This is a genomic window from Bacillus massilinigeriensis (genome assembly GCF_900117315.1).
Lineage (GTDB): Bacteria > Bacillota > Bacilli > Bacillales > Cytobacillaceae > Bacillus_BE > Bacillus_BE massilionigeriensis.
On the sequence record NZ_LT630337.1, the window covers coordinates 1,180,454 to 1,198,015 of the forward strand.

The window sequence follows — 17,562 nt, forward strand, 5'->3', positions numbered from 1 at the left end:
CAAAAATACAATTAGACATAAAAAAAGGAGAAAATCTATGAAAACGCCGAAAAAATTAGCAAAAGATATGAGCCTAAAAGAATTAGGAAGTTATATTGACCAATCTGTTTTAAAACCCGATTTCACTGAAGAGGAAATCAGAAAATACATTCAAGAAGGAATCGATTACAACTGCTCAACTGTATGTATCAACCCTTCTTCTCTTGATATCGCAGCAGAAATGACAAAGGGTACTGACACAAAAATCTGTGTTGTTTGCGACTTTCCATTTGGCACAAGTACAACTGCTTCAAAAGGGATGCAAGCGGAGGAATATTGCAAACGAGGAGACATTTATGAGCTGGATATTGTTGCAAACTTCGGATGGATTCGCAGCGGAAAATACAAAGATGTCACTCACGACATTAAAGCGGTCGTTGATGTTTGCCATAAATACGGTACTGCAGTAAAAGTTATTTTTGAAACAGATACATTAAATGAAGAACAAATTCGCCAAGCCTGTGAGTGTGCCATCGAGGCTGGAGCTGACTTTGTTAAAACAAGTACAGGATTTATCACAGGTTATGAATCAAAGGGTGCAACCATTGAAGTCATCCAAATGATGATGGACCAATGTAAAGGAAGAATCAAGATTAAAGGTAGCGGTGCTATTCGCACACGTGAACATTTCCTTCAATTAATCGACATGGGGATCGACCGTATGGGAATTGGGTATAAATCTACTCCAGTTGTGCTTGGTTTGGAAAATCCTGTAAAATAAGCGATGATCCTTACTAAAGACATCCCCTCCCTTCTTTTAAAATTATTTCAAGAAGGAGTTGTCACAATATTGATAAAGCGACTTTTTCAAACGTCGACAATACAATTTATGATCAGCCAACAACCTTTTCTCTGAATTATATTATTAGTAATGAATAAGACCTCTTGGTATAATATAGTAAAATTGTATAGTAAAAGGAATATATTACAACTTACTGGAAGGAAGTGTAAGTCTTGAAGGAAAATTACCCAGGTCATACCTTGTTACAATCTGTACCCTTTGGAAATGAAATGTTAGCAAGCCGGTTAGTCATGGCCCCGATGACAAGAATGTTTTCGCCGAACGGAGTCCCAGGAGAAAACGTGGCAAAATATTACCGCAAACGTGCAGAGAATGGGATTGGACTTATCATCACGGAAGGAACAGCAATCAACCACCCAGCTGCAGTAATGAGCCCCGACATTCCCCGTTTTTATGGTGATGACGCATTAAGCGGCTGGGCAAATGTAGTTAATGAAGTCCACGAAGCAGGTGGCAAAATCATTCCACAATTATGGCATGTTGGCGCCGCACGTAAAGCAGGCAGTGAACCAAATATTGACGCACCTCCTGTGAGCCCGTCAGGAATCACTTTAAAAGGCAAGAGAAATGAGAAGATAAAATCGTTAACAAGGGAAGAAGTCGCAAAAATGATTGATACATACGCCGAAGCAGCCTCAAATGCTAAGCGTCTCGGCTTTGACGGAATTGAATTGCATGGCGCGCATGGATACTTAATTGACCAATTCTTTTGGGAATTAACGAACAAGCGTAACGATGAGTATGGTGGGGATATAGGAGAGCGAACAAAATTCGCGGCAGATATTGTCGGTGCTTGCAGGAAAGAAGTCGGGCCCGATTTCCCAATTGTCATCCGTTATTCACAATGGAAAGGAACCGATTATCAAGCAAAATTAGCTAAGAATTCTAAGGAGCTCGAGCAATTCCTTCTCCCCTTGGTTGAAGCTGGAGTAGATATTTTCCACTGCTCGACAAGACGAATATGGGAACCTGAATTTAAAGATGAAGATCCATCCTTAACCTTAGCCGGCTGGACGAAACGAATTACGAAAAAGCCAACGATTGCGGTCGGTTCCGTAGGGATCAATCGTGCCTATCTAAGCAATAAGGATAATGATCATGTAACAATCATAGACAATCTCAAAATTATAGATGAAAAAATCAATGCAGGCGAATTTGACTATGTAGCAGTGGGCCGTGCGCTTTTAGCTGATGCAGAATGGGCAGTAAAACTTAAAAATGGTGAACTTGATCAAGTAGTGCATTATACTAAGGAATCCGAGAAATACTTGATTTAATCACATTGAATGGGAAAATTCCTGAACAAGAGATGAATAAGTAACATTCTTTTCGTGGTAAAATTATCCATTTTCACGATTTTCTATGAATGTTTCGGAAACATATCGGGACGTTTCGCGACCACTGAAATAGTCCATATTATTATTTATGACTTTCTGAAAATTAAGCGTCGTCAGAAGTATAAAAAAATCCTATCAATCCGTTCCCCAGTATCATAGGGACTTGCTATTACATAATTTTTCTTCATATATCCATCATTTATATAATCCAATGATGGATATATGTTACAAAGATAAATTACCGTTATTTATTGATAATTACCTTTATATGAAAAAACTAATATAGTTCATAAAAAACCTCCAGGCCTAGAAATAAAAATGCCCTTGGAAACATCAGCACACCTTTCCAGGAGCTTTCCTTCCTATTTTTCTCTAGCAGAAGCACCGTTTCAACGTGGCTTGAGTGATGATTCCAAAAACATTGATGTGGTAGTGTACTCCAATTATTTTTCAATAAAAGTCCTTCAATAATCGCGCCCGATTTTTGAACAATTTTTCTTTACTTACCTTCATTAATATTGGAGATATTAATAGTAAACTCCCCAAAACTCAATTGGCCCAAAGCAAACATAGTGCTTTGAACAAATATACGTTCATTTTTAGTTAGTTCACGTTTTGATACCTTTTCCATCCATTCATCCTCTGTGTCCAAAATATCTAAAACATGCTTTTGTTTTGAAAAAGCTTCATAGTATCTTAATCCAAATTTCCTTTGGGATATAGCATCCATATGTATGCCATCTGGATTGGCAGTTAAGCCTTTGGATGTTACAAAATAGCAATTTTTTTCTGTGGTGGCAACTTTGGATAATATCTGGTTTATCTGCTTATATTCTACAGCGCTTTTTCCAAACCCGACCTTTCCAAGGTAATGCCCCAACTCACCAATAATAATCGGGATCTTTGGTGCATTCAATTCTTCTCTGAAGTATTTTAATAATGAAAGTAATTTATCCTCATAGGTCTTATAACGTTCTCCGTAGCTGTCGCTTTCTCCTTGATGCCACAGAATTCCCACTAATTCACTTGTTTCCATAGCAAATTTTGCTTCAGAAATCGCATGTCTGGTTAATAGTCCGTCAATTGCCCAATCATCAATAGAGCTTCCTCCCTCGGCACATGGTATAAGCCCAATGGACTCACCCGGATGATCCTCTGTCCAAGCCTGAGCAAAAGAGGCTGCCGGCCCAACACCAGATACATGACGATCAAAATTAATTGGCTCTGCCATCATTTGCCATCTACCATTTCGCAACATATTAATATGCTCATTATAAATGGGAGTTACATCCTCAATAAATCCTCTGCCTGCCATATTCGATTGTCCGATTAATAATATAGATTTCATGGAAAACCTTCTTTCTTTTTTTACAAAGGGCTAATTAGAATAAATAAAATTAGAAGTATAGATTAATTAGATTTTTTTTGTCAAGTCGATTTTGTTTGATGCTTCGGTATTGTCAAAAAAAGATTATTGTGACGTTCTCATTGTAGTGTTAAAGCAACTCTTCATTAAAGATGAAGTTCTGAATAACCTTATTCAAGAAACTCCCAAGCCGGATTCCACACTACCTCCCACAAATGGCCGTCTGGGTCCTGGAAGTATCCGGAGTATCCTCCCCAAAAGGTATCGTGTGCAGGAACCGTCATAATTGCCCCAGCATTTATTGCCTGTTCCATTACCATATCGACCTCTTCTTTATTCCCAACATTATGACCAATCGTAAATTCAGTTGGACTAATCGCTGTCTTCTCTAGGCATGTATCATGTGCTATATCTTTACGTTTCCAAATTGCGAGTTTTAGTCCCGATTGTAAATCGAAAAATGCAACAGCACCATGCTCAAATTCTTGACCAACTACTCCTTCTGTTGGTAGTCCAAGTCCATCCTTGTAAAATTTCAATGCCCTCTCTAAGTCATCTACACCCAATGTAATAACTGACACTCGTGGTTTCATTATAAACCTCCTATCAAATTTACATTGTATAATAATTTCTTTCGTAACTATAACTTACTGTCATGCCAATTAAACCAGTGATTTCACCAGAATTCAATGACATCAATTTATAATCGTTCCATCCTGAACGGCTTGTCCCCAAAGTTGTTGAATCTCAATAGAGTGTCCAACTTGGCCATCACACTAAAAAACCTTTTTCAAACCAATGATCTTAAGTACATTTCTTTTAATGACTTGGTAGTTCATCGCTGTGCTCCTTATAGAAATTTAGTCAAGATATATGATAATCCTATTTCGTCTAACGTACTATGGTATATTCCTTCACTTTTCCTAATTGAACCTACATTAAGCCGACTGTATGTTCAATTAAATTGCCCTTTCATACAAAGAGGTGCATGATGTACATTATTTCAATAAACTTCTCCACTACTTTTGGAAGCATTTTTGCAGAGCATTCGCATGGCTTTATTTTTATTCTTAAATGAAAGTGGAACTGTAATCATAAAAATATATACATACCCAAGTTGGTTTAACGCGACAACTCTCTTAACGATACCTTTTCTTTAAGATGTTGGAAACCGTATAAAATGAGTGCCAACACCATAAAAACATACATTAACTGTAGGGACACAGGGACAGGTACCTCATCCCATATATTGAATAAGTATTATACTGGCGAAACACGGGGACGTTTCTTCCGTTCCAATCCATCTTGAAACACGAGATGCGTTCCGATGTTTCCGGATGTTTCACCAGGTCTTATTTGTTGATGTCTTTAAAATTAGGTGGTTTATTGTCATCTTTTATTCTCTTTTTCTCAATATAAACCCAAGCATAGTAAGTTGCCCAAAATACAAATGCCACTAATATTGCATAATGCTTATGACCCAACGGGAGATAGATTGCTAAAATTATACCAATAAGCAAAAATAGCGGTGTTAGTATTGCGTATTTTTTCCAAACCATAAAATTCACATTCCTTTATATATTTATTTTTTACCATAAAATTACAACTAACCATGTTTAATAGTTTTAAAACCACAATATTTACGAAAACAGGCTAACATTTTCTCTAATTCTTCAATTCTATCTTTCGAAAAAATGGAGTGTGAATAATATTTATTTTGTTCCACTTCTAAATTCTTTTTCTTGAAATCACTCATGTTGCCGGAACAAAGATCACTTAAATTTATTATAGATATCATGTTCCACTTCATCATCTTCATCAGTCGCATGAGTTGGTATTGTGTAGGATCGATTTTTACATCAACATAATGACTATTTAAAGGGTGCTGTTTCATAATAGGTAATTCAATATCAGTATTTTTCGGAGAACAACTTCCTGGGTTTGCCATAATAATCACAGCATCTGGCTGATGATTGTCAATCCCTTTCCGTTTTATTAGAGCATGATTTCTACATTGATACGATTTGTTATTGACTTTGATTTGATAAAAACTTGCCGATACCTCAAATTCTTCTCTTAACTGTTCAACAGGATAAAATATCAATTCTCATCACCCTTTATTTAGTAAATCGTATATTACTTTAATATTACACAAGTCAATAAGTCTACGGGCAACAATTTATGATTCATTAAAAAAACACCTGTGTTAATCTAATACCAGGTGTCCTTGTCATCAAATTAATAGTTTAATAAAATTTTGTTATAGTAAAATTAGCAAAACATTAAGTGAAAGCAGCTATATATATATCTTTTAAAATATCCCCGCTTCCTGCTTTATCTGCTCGATAAAAACCCTGGCATCACTTCACCATGTATAAAACCATCGAACTATTCTTTATCATCCCATTTTAATATTTTGAATTATGGAGAAAACAGATCCCCCTTTATAGGATTACTCTTTTAATTGGGACAGAGCACCTGTCCCCTTGTACCACTAGAAAATCAGCCTCCGAATGGAAAATAGGTCTTTTTTCTGAAAGTGTTTTCAAAATCCTTTTCATATTAAGCATTATTTTCCCCTCCTTCTCATTCTATTATACTGTAAGACTGCCTATATATCGGAATTGTTGCTAGTTATCAAACCATATCTCCGTTGCACCAACAATCACATACTAAACGGCAAAATCACATTATACATTGTAAAACCCTATATTTTTTATTAAAACTATTAATCCAGCTTCTTTCAGCGTGCCATAACAGAAAATCATTAACCGATGTATATGTAAAATGAGCATAGATCAAGGAGGTAGAGGATTGTGAATCAAACTTGTTTTTTCTGCGGCAAAGAAACAGCTGAAAAATATCGAGTGAACGAGTATGGGAATGTATTTTGTCATGATGATTGTTATAACCGTTTTTACGAGTCTCATGAATGTAAGGACATCATTCATCCTTATATTGATGATTATGAATCAATTCGCAGCAATTATCTCGATTGGCTGGAAAACTGGGAAAATGATTTAATTGTAGATCCAGAATGGAATAACCTTCAACATCATGCGGACGACATTCTGGACAAAATCGATGAAGTATATACAGCCTATAGTGACTTTTTATTTACTGAGGGAGATGATGGTGTATTTGCTCGAGAGATTTATTTATATTTACTTAAATTTCAAGATCTGCAAAAAAAGATCTTGTGTTGGAGGCCACAACGTGAGATATCTTTTTATTTGTCGCTTCACTTCAATCCCATTGAAAACATCGAGGATTGGGAAGCTTTTGCCAAGTATCTTTATCAAATCGAAGCAATCGAAATATATGAATTACTAAAAGATCATACTCACCCTTACGACGGTTTAGCTTTTTACTTTGAAACACAAGAGGAACTAGATAGGGTCATCGAAAAGCTAGAAAAAATCTTTCACGATGATATCGATATTTATTATGACGAAGCTTATCGATGCGAAGGAGAATGTGCTGATATTGAAGTCATTAACAATATCGATTCTCAAGACGGATGGTTTTTTTGTGATTCTTGTGAACAGTCCTACTATCCCGGGTTCTTTTCAAAAGAAGAGCTTCAAAAAGAAATTCAACTAATGGATGAAAGGATTGAACTTCAAGAGCCATTAAGAAAATCGAACTGGCATTTCTATATCCGAAAGATTAAAAGATCATGCCGCTATCACGAAATCGATTACCCTGAGTGGATTAATCTAGACTATCATTTTTGATACTGTATTTATAAAAAGGATGGATGAAGAATGCCATTAGAAACGAATCTCGAATATCGCAAAAGATGCAAACTGAATCGTATTGTTCGCCAACACCTGAAAGTAGTCATGATTCCAAATAACTCAGCGGTAGCAATCATTGAACGGTTAAGTCATTACTTAATCGCACCGCGAAATTTTTCCAACTTAAATACGATTCTATCGTGGTTTGACAAATACTTGGCCGAACAATCAAAGGAAACGCAATTATTTTTAATCCATTTCTTTGAAACTTGTCTAGTTAAATATGAACAAGAAGGCGGCAACTGGAAAGTTATCGAGGATTTAAAACAAGAATTACGAGCAAAAGGAAAATCGGAAGAACAAATCAATGAAGTAATTACTAGAGGACATTGATAAACAAAGCTAAACATGCTGCATCCCTTTCATATAGAGAGTGCAGCATGTTTATGTTAACCACATTTTATAGACTAAAATGCAACATTCAATCGATTTGTTAAAATGCCTGTGACTTTTCTCTTCAAGAAATTATTTTGATAGATGTCATCTGAGGCTAGCTCTAGAAATTCGTTTTTCGTCAGGCCCATTTCCTCTTCTTGACTAATTTTATTTCTCCAATAGTCGGAAATAGAGTGTTTACTTTGTGCCATGATTCCTCCTAAATAACCTGTATACTACTTAACTGTATTAGTAGTTTTCTATATTCGTTTTGTTCCATTACTAGCTTTCCATCCACTTTTTCCTGAAAATCACATTGGAATAACATTGCCCATTGCCTTGCACGAAAACACGCTCTCCCTGCATCACTAACTTCAATGATCGGTCTTATATGTCCAGATGGAACTTCATGTGCTACGATGAAACTACCATTTCTAGAAGCTGTATCTGGAAAAATTACGATCATCCGTCCATTTGCACGTAAAGTATTTTGTTTCTTAGGGTTATATCTCGGAAATTTCATTTCTTTATATTCAAAATCAATACCATCCTGATCTTTTTCCAATGGAGCGCCAAATATTGAACAATATATCCCTTTATAGATCGTAACGGGTACTGGTATATCAGTGATTTTTATTTTTTTAGCAGCAGGCAGAGAATCTTTAACCTTAATTAATACGCTTTGGTAATCCCAAACCTTTTCACACATTCTTATCACTCCGTTTCCTCGATTTACCTTTAAGTTTCTGATTTTCTTTTACCGCTTGATAGTTAACTTATACTATTTGTATTTAGCACATGATGTTATTTGAATGTTAATTTGTTAGAAATATTAAAAGTTAAAATAAAACAGAAACTGATCAGAAATTTGACCAAAGGTTATCCCTAAAGACTATCCACAGTAACAACCCGATTGTTATTCTTAAAAATGAAGGTAAGATTTTAACAATTCTTCTCTTATTTCTTTTAGCATCCATTGTATAATACTTTCAACATAAATAGCTTAAAATCACTACTATTCTCTTGATAATTTCGTGCACCACATCGATCGTACTCACGTTGAGCCTATAAAAAATAAGCGCTGGTACAAATTCACCAGCGTCTTTAACTAAATCATATAAGTTACAATCTTATACAACTAACCTATTGTAAAGAAAAGCAATATCATCAAGATTGAAATAATTTTTATGAGTACTCCCATAACTAAACTTATTAACCTATTTTGGAATACCTGAAAAACCTTGATTAACTAATCATGGATCTGAACATCGACAGCACTGTCTTCGCTCCTAATCTCATATCTTTTTTCAGGCTTTCCATATACGTTGACCAACTGATGCGTTGTCGAAAACGAATTATCCTCGAGATAGCTATTGCTTCCGAATATTACTTCTTCAATATAATGCGATTCCAGCTCAATCCATTCCGGTTGTTTCTTGCATAGTTGTTCGACTCTCTTTACCATTGTGAGATTTCCTACATTTTCTGTGGCATCGTCCGGCATCATTATGAACAGATAGTCTTTGGCTCTACTAATTGCCACATTTACAATATTAAGTTTATTGAGAAACATATCCTTTGAAGCTGATATGGACGGTGGCGGATTGAATAGTGCAATAATAATGTCGCATTCGTCCCCTTGAAATCCATGGATTGTCCCTACTTGAACATCAATATTCTTTGGGAATGTGATAGAGGTCATTAACTTATCTATTAAATCAGACTGAGCACGATATGGTGCAATTAAACCTATACGAAAGAATTCCTTTCCATTTGCTTTTTCAAGGAGAGAAGACAGGTGCTTTACAAACTCAAATGCAAAAAGTGCAGAATACACCTGATAATTACTCTTACTTTGTAGACGTTTCGGACGATAAATGCTCTCGTATTTGCTTACAGGAAATTTTATGATATTTAATGATTTAATATCAAGGAAATCTTCAATAAGTAATGGTCGCCTACTGTCTGTGGGACGGTTATGATTTAACACACCGCCATATGCAAACTGGCTAAACACCTCTCCAATTTCTGGAGTACTTCTATATTGAGTGGTTAAAAGCTCAACATGGTACAGATGAGGTATCGTTTTGGGATCAGTAAATGAATTAAGCTCCACCATCGTGTAAATGTTTTCGTTTTTCCAGATGTCTACAGTTGTGATTGGTTCAATCTGGAATGGATCACCCGCAATGATAAACTTCTCAGGTGTCTTCTTGTAAAGTGGAAAAACGATGTTTACCAGTGGTATCATTGACGCTTCATCAATAATGATGTAATCCCATTTAAGCGCACTCAAATGAAGTCTTGTGGCTTCGTCAGGCAGAAAATAGTCATATGGGAACCTAGCAATTGTCGTTACAGTTACATTTCTTCGGAATGTACGAATATCGGTGGCCTTATCACGAAAAACACCGCTCTGCTCAATGACACTGTCATTCGTCGCACCAAAACGAACAAGCCAATCCGTATAACCTTGATTTGTATCCGTCTCCATAAGGCGACGCACAAGCACATCTGCCGCTTTGTTTGTCGGAGTTAGAACAAGAACTTTCAGGTTGTTATCTTCTTGCATCAGAGGAAGAATAACCTCTTTCGCTAGGTGCGTTGTTTTTCCAGTTCCAGGTGGTCCAAACACAAATTCAATATTACCGCAGAGGTTGTTCTGCATATCATAGTCGTCATCGAAATCAAGTTGATTGAATGCCTTTCGTAGCTCCTCTAATAAAAACACTGGATTCTTTGCCTCGATTCTTGCCTCGGTGACCAGTGATAAATCCACTCCTTCAATCTGCGCATTCGTCCTTAATTTCGCCCTTAAAGTGTATGATTTTACGTTCACAACTTCAACGGCGACTTTTACCATCGGCTGATTGGCAAAATGCAATTCAAGTGGAATATCCGCAAGGTCTTCCATAGACTGAGGAATATAACGGCTTGGATGTTTTAAAATAAGAGTTCTTGAAGTGCCTTCCTCCCGTTCTACCTTTGAAAAGGTTATGGAAATTTCCCTGCTATAAGCGGTTTTCTCACCGTTATTCAGTGATTCAAGTTCAAGTAAAGCTTTGAACCACCCGAAAGAATACTTATCTGTATTTATCGCTTTTTGCGTTAATTCATCAAGATATGCGATCTCTGCTATCTCTTTTGCACTTCTTTTTTTCGCTAGCTCAATTTTCTGGCTGAAATTAATAGACGGCTTCGTGTAATCATCTTCGTCAGAGTCTTTAGTATCTTCGTCTTTATAATTAGTATTAGTTTCTTTTTCTTTTGGAGCTGATATAGCTCGTTTAATAATTTCTTTTGCTATACGGGATACAACTGGGTTTTCTAAAGCAGAATCGCTTTCTTCTCTTTCGTCATCTTCATCTAGATTAGTAGAGATATGTTTATTTGCACGGAATTGTTCCGCAAAACTCATTATTTCTTCAAGTGGAATATCAGAAAGGGCTTCAGCTAGTTCAATTTTTTCTCGTTGCTCATCGGTTAAATAGTCATCCTTCTCATCACCGAGTTCTTCCTCAATCCCCAAAAACTGTAGCAGTTCTTTAGCTTCGTCACTCTTAGTGTCATATTGCGGAGAAAGAGTTTGTAAAGTTAGTTCTTTTGCGGAAACAAGGTTCCCCTCTGCATTGAGTAGCCACGGGGTTGTTCGTAGTTGAACTACTGTCCTTGATTCAAAACTTTCGTTACGAGGAACCCGAAAATAATACTCATAGGTTCCATTTAAAACACGATCGAATCTATCCCAACGGGTGCAAACTGAAGAAATAACATTGAGCAATTGCCTCCATATTATAGTAGAGTTATCGGTTGTGGCATGTTCCAGTATCTCTTGACATCCATCAATGTACCGTTCAATCCATTTCTGTCTCCCGGTTGAACGAGACCAAGTTTGACGTATATTCATCGCATCTTGATAGTTTATTTCACGTTCCAGAACTTTAGGCACATCCTTTGTACCAAGTTCAGTCAAGAAACTAATCAACTCTTTTTTATCATTTTCACCAACAAGTTGTAGATATTCATCAAACTCTACGAAATTGGTATCTGGTTTTGATTGAAACCACTGGCAAAGTGACTCGCTCGGAAAGTACAGGTCTCCGGCTTTTCCTCGATAAACCGTATTGTCTTCAGCGGAGCGAAAGCTGACAAATTCACAATCCATAATTAGTTCTATATAATCCTCGATCTCCGACTGCGGACATTCTTTGTAATATTTAAAGAATTTCCGAAAATGTGGGTCGGTATCAATCTCGTTAGCATCCTGATACTTCGGTAGAATAATATTATATATCTCATCACGCAGCGAAGGTTCCTTAATACCGAGACTATGAAGGAACTCAATTGTTTCTTTATCATCCAATAAAGACGTATTTACGGTTTCATAACCACTGACATCTTCAGATGGAAGGAACAGTATAGATTGTCCGTTTGCATCAAAGGCTGCAACAGCCTTTCTGTCTTGATTGAGGAATATTGGTTTCATCTTTGTCAACTTAGTTCGTCCACTTGTTTCCGTGATCCACTTATAAAACCTGTGTAGCCAATCTACGGGCTGGGCTTCAATAAAAGCACTGTTGATACCAACAATAACTTCATTCCCTCCCTCAGATTTCCAACCATTTATAATATCATTTTCATCAATCCATAAATTGGTTATGGAATCTATATATTTAGTAAGTTCCTTATTTTTACGTTGTGTATCCTGTCTTCCAAAAGATGTGAACACCCATTTTGCTTTTTCGTTTCCGCTTAATGCAGCCAACTGGCCATTTGTAAATAACTCCGCAATTTGAGGAACGTTCGCCCAGTATGCATTTTGCATTGATACAAATCCATCCGAAGCTGGCAGTAGCTCCTCACTACTCATTTTCTCCAAAATAGCTGTATAAAATGGCATGAAAGAAATCTTCCTTTTGTCATTCACATCGCTAAACTTGCTTTCGTCGTAAGGAATAATATCAAATATTTCATCATTAATAAGTGGATAACCATTAACTTGACCAGTATCTCTAAGATAAACAAGACTATCCGCTGCCAAAGCCGCCAATAATTCCATCATATCTTTATTATGCGAAACACCTGCCCGAATACCCTCACGGCTGTCAGTAAGCAAGAACGGTGCGTGAATAATGAAGTTAAGACCTGTTACTTCTTTTGTTGGAAAGAAGCAAAAGGCCGCATGTTGTTTTGAAATCAGATTTTCTTTTTCATCGAGAAAGAAGCCGACGGAATATTTGTGTTCGTTTCTGTCTTTTCGAGTAAACAGCCAAAGTTTATCATTATAAATTTTATCACCGTAATTTTGCGTAAGGAAAATGAGTTCTGCGACTGATTCGCCGAATTTCTTCTTATCCAATATGGATTTCTTATATGATCCCAATACTCCTTGTATCTCAAGTGAAATATGTTCAAGGCATGATAGAAACAAAAGAGGATAATCTAATGAACATAGTTTCTCTGAAATATCCTCATACGCCTCCGCTGCACTTCTTTCTGGGTGATCAAATGGAAAAACAAATAGTGTTTCGTCTGTTTTTCTTCCAGAAAAATCTTCTCTAATCCTCATGGGAACGATAAAACGATCTATTTTAAAATAGATATTTGGATCATAAATATGCGGTGTAGACGTGTATTGAAACACTGACTTAAATCCCACACCGAATTTACCTATTGAGGCTTCATTTTTATTAGAGTTAGCAATGGAAGTTATTGCATTAATATCACCTAACTTGCCACTTTCAGAATCTTCTTTTTCATTTGCTGGATCGGAAATAGTAAATCTCCTTGTTCCGTTATGGGCAAAGATTAATTTATCCTTACGCAACACAAACCGAGCAGATGTTGCTTCAGCATCATTAGCGTTTTGGAGTAACTCGTAAATAAAGTGTGCTTGGTCAGAATACTTCTCGACAACACTTGTCTTCACGCCACGCAAAGCAGGAACTTCAAGAATGTCAGCAATATGTTCTCTGCCTTTTGATAATTGGTCAAAATAAATATCGTCCTGAATAATCACTAATACTCCCCCTAAAATACAGCCATAAAAATAGTTAACTACTATGGATACTATTTTTCTTCTTATATATAATTTAAACAGCTGTATTGTTTAATATATTCGAGAAAATAGTACAATTATCCTGTTTGTAAAACCCAAATATAAAAAATACCCCCTGTAAATACAGAGAGTATGTATAAGAATTATTCATTAATTTCAATATCGAACTGTTCTTTTAATATCTTCTTAATTTCCAAAGTCTGATTATTACCTTCAAAAGTGGTTATGAGCTTACCTTGGAAATGCTTGTTATACCATTTTTTCTTTTCTTCCCATTTTTTCTGATAATCTGGCAAATCCAGTCTTCCAACATGCTCCCAGTAATAATTCTCACCGTGCCAGTTTAAAGTGAAGTCTGGCAGGTACATAGAACCATCCTTCGCAAAGAGCGGTTCCTCATATTTAAAGTCAATATTATTTAAAAATAAGATATTAGCAATATTCATTTCCGATTTGGATCTTACTAGATATTGGGTAAGAGTGGAAATTACCTTATTTTCTTCATACCATCCAGTAAAATGAAGAAACTCTTCAGGTATTGGTTCAAAATTAAATAAAGATGAATTAATACGTCTAATATTAGATCTTTCGATTCTTCTTAATGAAAGTAAGGTCGAAACGTCTTCTTGAATAAAAATAGTAAAGTGGCGTTGCGCCCTCGTTATAGCTGTATAGAGAAGCTCCATGGACAGCAGGCTACTTGTCCGCTTAGGTAATACGAAATATACACGGTCAAACTCACTTCCTTGTGCCTTGTGAACAGAGATTGCATAAGCCAACTCAAGATTGTCTTCAGGTTTTTGTTCTCTTATCCATTTGTCAGCATTATCTTTTCCAAGCTTTTTCCCATAACCAATCCATAGATGCTCTTTCCCTTTAAATTGGGTTTGGAATTTCTCCAGTCGAAAGTATGGCTTCTTATATTCACCTTTATCAAATGGATGAGGTTTAACAAAACCAATTTCACCGTTATAAACCTCAACATATTTCCCTGTTTTAGTACTTATATCATAAGCAAAAATAGGGTCTGACTTTGGCCGATTGCGATACTGAATAACTTTATCAAACAAAGAAATTCCATCAATTTGATTCTTCGAGATCCAATATCCATTAAAAAGCTTTTGAAGCATAAGATTCAAGTTGTCTGTACCATAAAGCTCCCCTTTAAATGGAGATAGAACTTGTAAATAAGCAGGATCCTTTGAGTCTGAATTTTTGCTGCAAGCATTTCCCCAAAGGTAATATTCCTTACCTTCCTCTGCTTCTTGGCCCGTATCATTTTCTAAATCTCGTATTATGATCCTCTGTAAGAGAGTTTCTAGCTCATCTTCATTGTTCCAATAATAAACAGAAAGATCTTTGTCAATTTCTCCTCCCTCCTGTACTTTTTTTATTACATCTTCCATATCGAATTTGCTATCCTTCTCTTGCTGTTTTTCTTGAATAAAAATCTCCGCCAAATCTAGAATTCCATTGCCCTTATTACTTACCTTATTTTCCAATTGACGAACATTGACATCAAGTTTTCCTAGGTTTTCAGGATCGGTCTCTCTTAACCAATTAATAATATCGGAGAATACCTTTCCTCGGCCAATTGGCGGCAGCTGATTTGGATCACCGATTAAAATAAGCCTTTGTACATTGGTCCATTTAATTGCACGAAATAGTGCTGCAAAGAGATGCAAATCAATCATGGAACATTCATCAATAATAATGGTTTGAATATCAGTTTCTACCTTTCCTGCATCTCGTTTATAAGTAAAATTATCATTTAGCCAACCATTTTTTGCCAAAAAAGAATGTATAGTAGAGGAAGGTTTTTGGGCCTTGTCTTTAATTCTTTCTGTTGCCTTTCCAGTTGGAGCCATTAATAAAATATTTGTTCCAACACCATGAACCTTTTCTATCATTTGAATAATGGAACGAATGATGGTTGTTTTTCCAGTTCCTGCTGCTCCTGAAATTACACAAACAGGTTTATTAAATACCTTAACACAAACATCAGCCTGTCCCTTAAGAGCCGCATCATATTCACTTGGAGCTTTTTGATTCAGTACACTACTTGTGTCAATTAATGAATCATAAAACTTTTCTGCTGTTGCAGGTACTCGAAGCGAAATATCTCTCCTCTTTGTTAATTCTCGAATCGTATTTTCAATAAGCCTTTCATCTTCGTACACTTCTTTCAAGTAAAGATATAGCTTCTCATTATCCTTCCGCATGACGATTGCTTCTTCAATGACTTCCTCGTCAACAATAAAGTTTTTCATTACAAATTGGTGCCTTTTCCAATCAGAATTACTCTCGAGTTTCCTATTAATATTATCAAGAATACGATTAGCTAATACAAAGGAATGAACACTGTCTCGCTGAATGGCTGAGACACACAAAGCTCGAAATCTTTCCGCTGAATTCTTGGACATAAGATGATCAATCCCAAGCTCTGGTGAAGGTAATATTCCATTATCCACTTTGTTAAAGGAAATATAGTCATCCATTTCATCGCCAATGTACTGTTCTGATAAAATATAAGGGTTTTCAATAATTTCTACTAATGTAGCTGAAAGATTATTTTTGTCACGATTAGGATTTAGGATATTCTTGATTTGTTGAAGACCAATATCAAAACGTGGCAAGATTTCTAATAATAATTGTTGCTCTTCATCCTCCTGCAGCTTCCATCCTCGTTGAAATTCTTTTACTCTTCTGGTGCTCATATCACTATCCTGCAATTCTTTACTTTTACCTTTAATAAAATCACTAATTAAAGTATAAGCCTCGAGCTCATTTCCTAATAAAGTCTGATTACGATAATACTCAATTCCCTCATGTAGATCTATGTATCGTAATACTTCCGTAAATCCTGGATAACAGCCTCTATGTTTCCAAAGTTCACTTAATAGTCCATACAGCCAGTTTCTACGTTCTTCCCAATTTTGAGTTGTGTCTGATATTTCAATTAAAGTATTTACAATCTCAATCATTCTCTCTACAAGTGTAAGGGCATCATCATTAGATACATGTCTGGTAGCATATTTGAAATTTCTTGGGTTTTCTGGAACAAATAGTATTCTCTCCAAGATCTCAGGGTTATCCATATATTTTTCGTAGGGGATTCTAAAACCTTCATCAGGATAGTTCGAAGTCACCACACGCTGCCAAACCATTCCGTTCGCATACTTTTCTTTAACCCGTTCAGAAACGTTCTCATAATATTGGAAATCCCCAACCGATTTCAATCTAGATATTCCAACAACGACATACTTTGGATTGTCTTCTCCACTAAAAGGATTACTATAGTTGGCATAGTAGAATATTAACGATTTATTCGGTTCAAGTTTATTAAAATAATCTGATGCATTTTTAAAACGTTGATTTCCGTTATATTTTTGACCATTTGTTGCTAAATTCGTTACATCGTCGCTATACATCCCCTCATATGGCCATATACAAACGCTTGAAGGTGGTAAATTAATGTATATCCCCTTAGAGCCATCTCTGTACCATTCAGGAGGATCGGAGTATGCCTTAATAGTTTCTTTCCCAAAAGCATTAATACTAAAGGCACAAGCCGGGATACCATCTATGCTAGCACATGATTTACCAGCACAGGATTGTTCCCATTCTAAATCTCGTTCTGTAGATATTACATCCCCAGGATATGAATGTCTTCCTATGCAATAGGTATTCTCCTTGGGATTCTTACAAATATGACCATCCCAGCCGTCATTATGCCAAGCCAAGCGAACAGTAATATGGTTAGTCATTAAACCCACCCTTTTAAT

13 protein-coding genes are annotated in these 17,562 nt (G+C 36.1%); 4 read left to right on the forward strand and 9 right to left on the reverse strand.

Annotated elements, in window-relative coordinates:
- The first annotated feature begins 37 nt into the window (after positions 1 to 37).
- Positions 38 to 760 carry a deoxyribose-phosphate aldolase gene (deoC, locus tag BQ6100_RS05975; protein WP_075980795.1) on the forward strand — a complete coding sequence of 241 codons (723 nt, stop codon included), beginning with the start codon at positions 38 to 40 and terminating at the stop codon, positions 758 to 760.
- Between the two features lie 233 nt (positions 761 to 993).
- Positions 994 to 2,118: an NADH:flavin oxidoreductase gene (locus BQ6100_RS05980; protein WP_075980796.1), complete on the forward strand. Its 1,125-nt coding sequence runs from the start codon at positions 994 to 996 to the stop codon at positions 2,116 to 2,118.
- 559 nt (positions 2,119 to 2,677) lie between these two features.
- On the opposite strand, the gene BQ6100_RS05985 is transcribed toward BQ6100_RS05980, so the two are convergent.
- From BQ6100_RS05985 to BQ6100_RS21820, 5 genes are all read right to left on the reverse strand, one after another.
- Positions 2,678 to 3,526: a sialate O-acetylesterase gene (locus BQ6100_RS05985; protein WP_075980797.1), complete on the reverse strand. Its 849-nt coding sequence runs from the start codon at positions 3,524 to 3,526 to the stop codon at positions 2,678 to 2,680.
- A gap of 188 nt (positions 3,527 to 3,714) precedes the next feature.
- Complete coding sequence (locus BQ6100_RS05990) at positions 3,715 to 4,137, reverse strand: VOC family protein (protein WP_075980798.1); 423 nt, start codon at positions 4,135 to 4,137, stop codon at positions 3,715 to 3,717.
- A gap of 759 nt (positions 4,138 to 4,896) precedes the next feature.
- Positions 4,897 to 5,103 (reverse strand): SoxR reducing system RseC family protein, encoded by a 207-nt coding sequence (locus BQ6100_RS05995; RefSeq protein ID WP_075980799.1) that lies wholly within the window; start codon positions 5,101 to 5,103, stop codon positions 4,897 to 4,899.
- 47 nt (positions 5,104 to 5,150) lie between these two features.
- Positions 5,151 to 5,648, reverse strand: coding sequence for a hypothetical protein (locus BQ6100_RS06000; RefSeq protein WP_075980800.1), 498 nt, complete (start codon positions 5,646 to 5,648; stop codon positions 5,151 to 5,153).
- A gap of 340 nt (positions 5,649 to 5,988) precedes the next feature.
- Positions 5,989 to 6,114 carry a hypothetical protein gene (locus BQ6100_RS21820; protein WP_261798572.1) on the reverse strand — a complete coding sequence of 42 codons (126 nt, stop codon included), beginning with the start codon at positions 6,112 to 6,114 and terminating at the stop codon, positions 5,989 to 5,991.
- A gap of 246 nt (positions 6,115 to 6,360) precedes the next feature.
- On the opposite strand from BQ6100_RS21820, the gene BQ6100_RS06005 reads away from it, so the two are divergent.
- On the forward strand, positions 6,361 to 7,281 hold the full coding sequence (locus BQ6100_RS06005; protein ID WP_075980801.1) for a hypothetical protein: 921 nt from the start codon (positions 6,361 to 6,363) through the stop codon (positions 7,279 to 7,281).
- Positions 7,282 to 7,311: 30 nt separating this feature from the next.
- On the forward strand, positions 7,312 to 7,677 hold the full coding sequence (locus BQ6100_RS06010) for a hypothetical protein (RefSeq protein ID WP_075980802.1): 366 nt from the start codon (positions 7,312 to 7,314) through the stop codon (positions 7,675 to 7,677).
- Between the two features lie 74 nt (positions 7,678 to 7,751).
- Here BQ6100_RS06010 and BQ6100_RS06015 read toward each other — a convergent pair whose 3' ends face one another.
- The 4 genes from BQ6100_RS06015 to BQ6100_RS06030 all read right to left on the reverse strand — a co-directional run bounded on the left by BQ6100_RS06015 (position 7,752) and on the right by BQ6100_RS06030 (position 17,544).
- Positions 7,752 to 7,931 (reverse strand): hypothetical protein, encoded by a 180-nt coding sequence (locus BQ6100_RS06015; protein ID WP_075980803.1) that lies wholly within the window; start codon positions 7,929 to 7,931, stop codon positions 7,752 to 7,754.
- A gap of 8 nt (positions 7,932 to 7,939) precedes the next feature.
- A complete protein-coding gene (locus BQ6100_RS06020; protein ID WP_075980804.1) occupies positions 7,940 to 8,428 on the reverse strand; it encodes a hypothetical protein in 489 nt (162 codons plus the stop codon).
- Between the two features lie 540 nt (positions 8,429 to 8,968).
- Positions 8,969 to 13,738: an AAA domain-containing protein gene (locus tag BQ6100_RS06025; protein WP_075980805.1), complete on the reverse strand. Its 4,770-nt coding sequence runs from the start codon at positions 13,736 to 13,738 to the stop codon at positions 8,969 to 8,971.
- 182 nt (positions 13,739 to 13,920) lie between these two features.
- The gene (locus BQ6100_RS06030) at positions 13,921 to 17,544 is read right to left on the reverse strand and encodes an ATP-dependent DNA helicase (RefSeq protein ID WP_075980806.1); all 3,624 of its coding nucleotides are present in this window, start codon (positions 17,542 to 17,544) and stop codon (positions 13,921 to 13,923) included.
- Between the last annotated feature and the right edge of the window lie 18 nt (positions 17,545 to 17,562).

Excerpts from the sequence above, each read along its gene's own strand:
- BQ6100_RS05995 (WP_075980799.1), bottom strand. The coding sequence starts at position 5,103 with ATGGTTTGGAAAAAATACGCAATACTAACACCGCTATTTTTGCTTATT.
- BQ6100_RS05990 (WP_075980798.1), bottom strand. The coding sequence starts at position 4,137 with ATGAAACCACGAGTGTCAGTTATTACATTGGGTGTAGATGACTTAGAG.
- BQ6100_RS05985 (WP_075980797.1), bottom strand. The coding sequence starts at position 3,526 with ATGAAATCTATATTATTAATCGGACAATCGAATATGGCAGGCAGAGGA.
- BQ6100_RS06020 (WP_075980804.1), bottom strand. The coding sequence starts at position 8,428 with ATGTGTGAAAAGGTTTGGGATTACCAAAGCGTATTAATTAAGGTTAAA.
- BQ6100_RS06015 (WP_075980803.1), bottom strand. The coding sequence starts at position 7,931 with ATGGCACAAAGTAAACACTCTATTTCCGACTATTGGAGAAATAAAATT.
- BQ6100_RS06010 (WP_075980802.1), top strand. The coding sequence starts at position 7,312 with ATGCCATTAGAAACGAATCTCGAATATCGCAAAAGATGCAAACTGAAT.
- deoC (WP_075980795.1), top strand. The coding sequence starts at position 38 with ATGAAAACGCCGAAAAAATTAGCAAAAGATATGAGCCTAAAAGAATTA.
- BQ6100_RS21820 (WP_261798572.1), bottom strand. The coding sequence starts at position 6,114 with ATGCTTAATATGAAAAGGATTTTGAAAACACTTTCAGAAAAAAGACCT.
- BQ6100_RS06030 (WP_075980806.1), bottom strand. The coding sequence starts at position 17,544 with ATGACTAACCATATTACTGTTCGCTTGGCTTGGCATAATGACGGCTGG.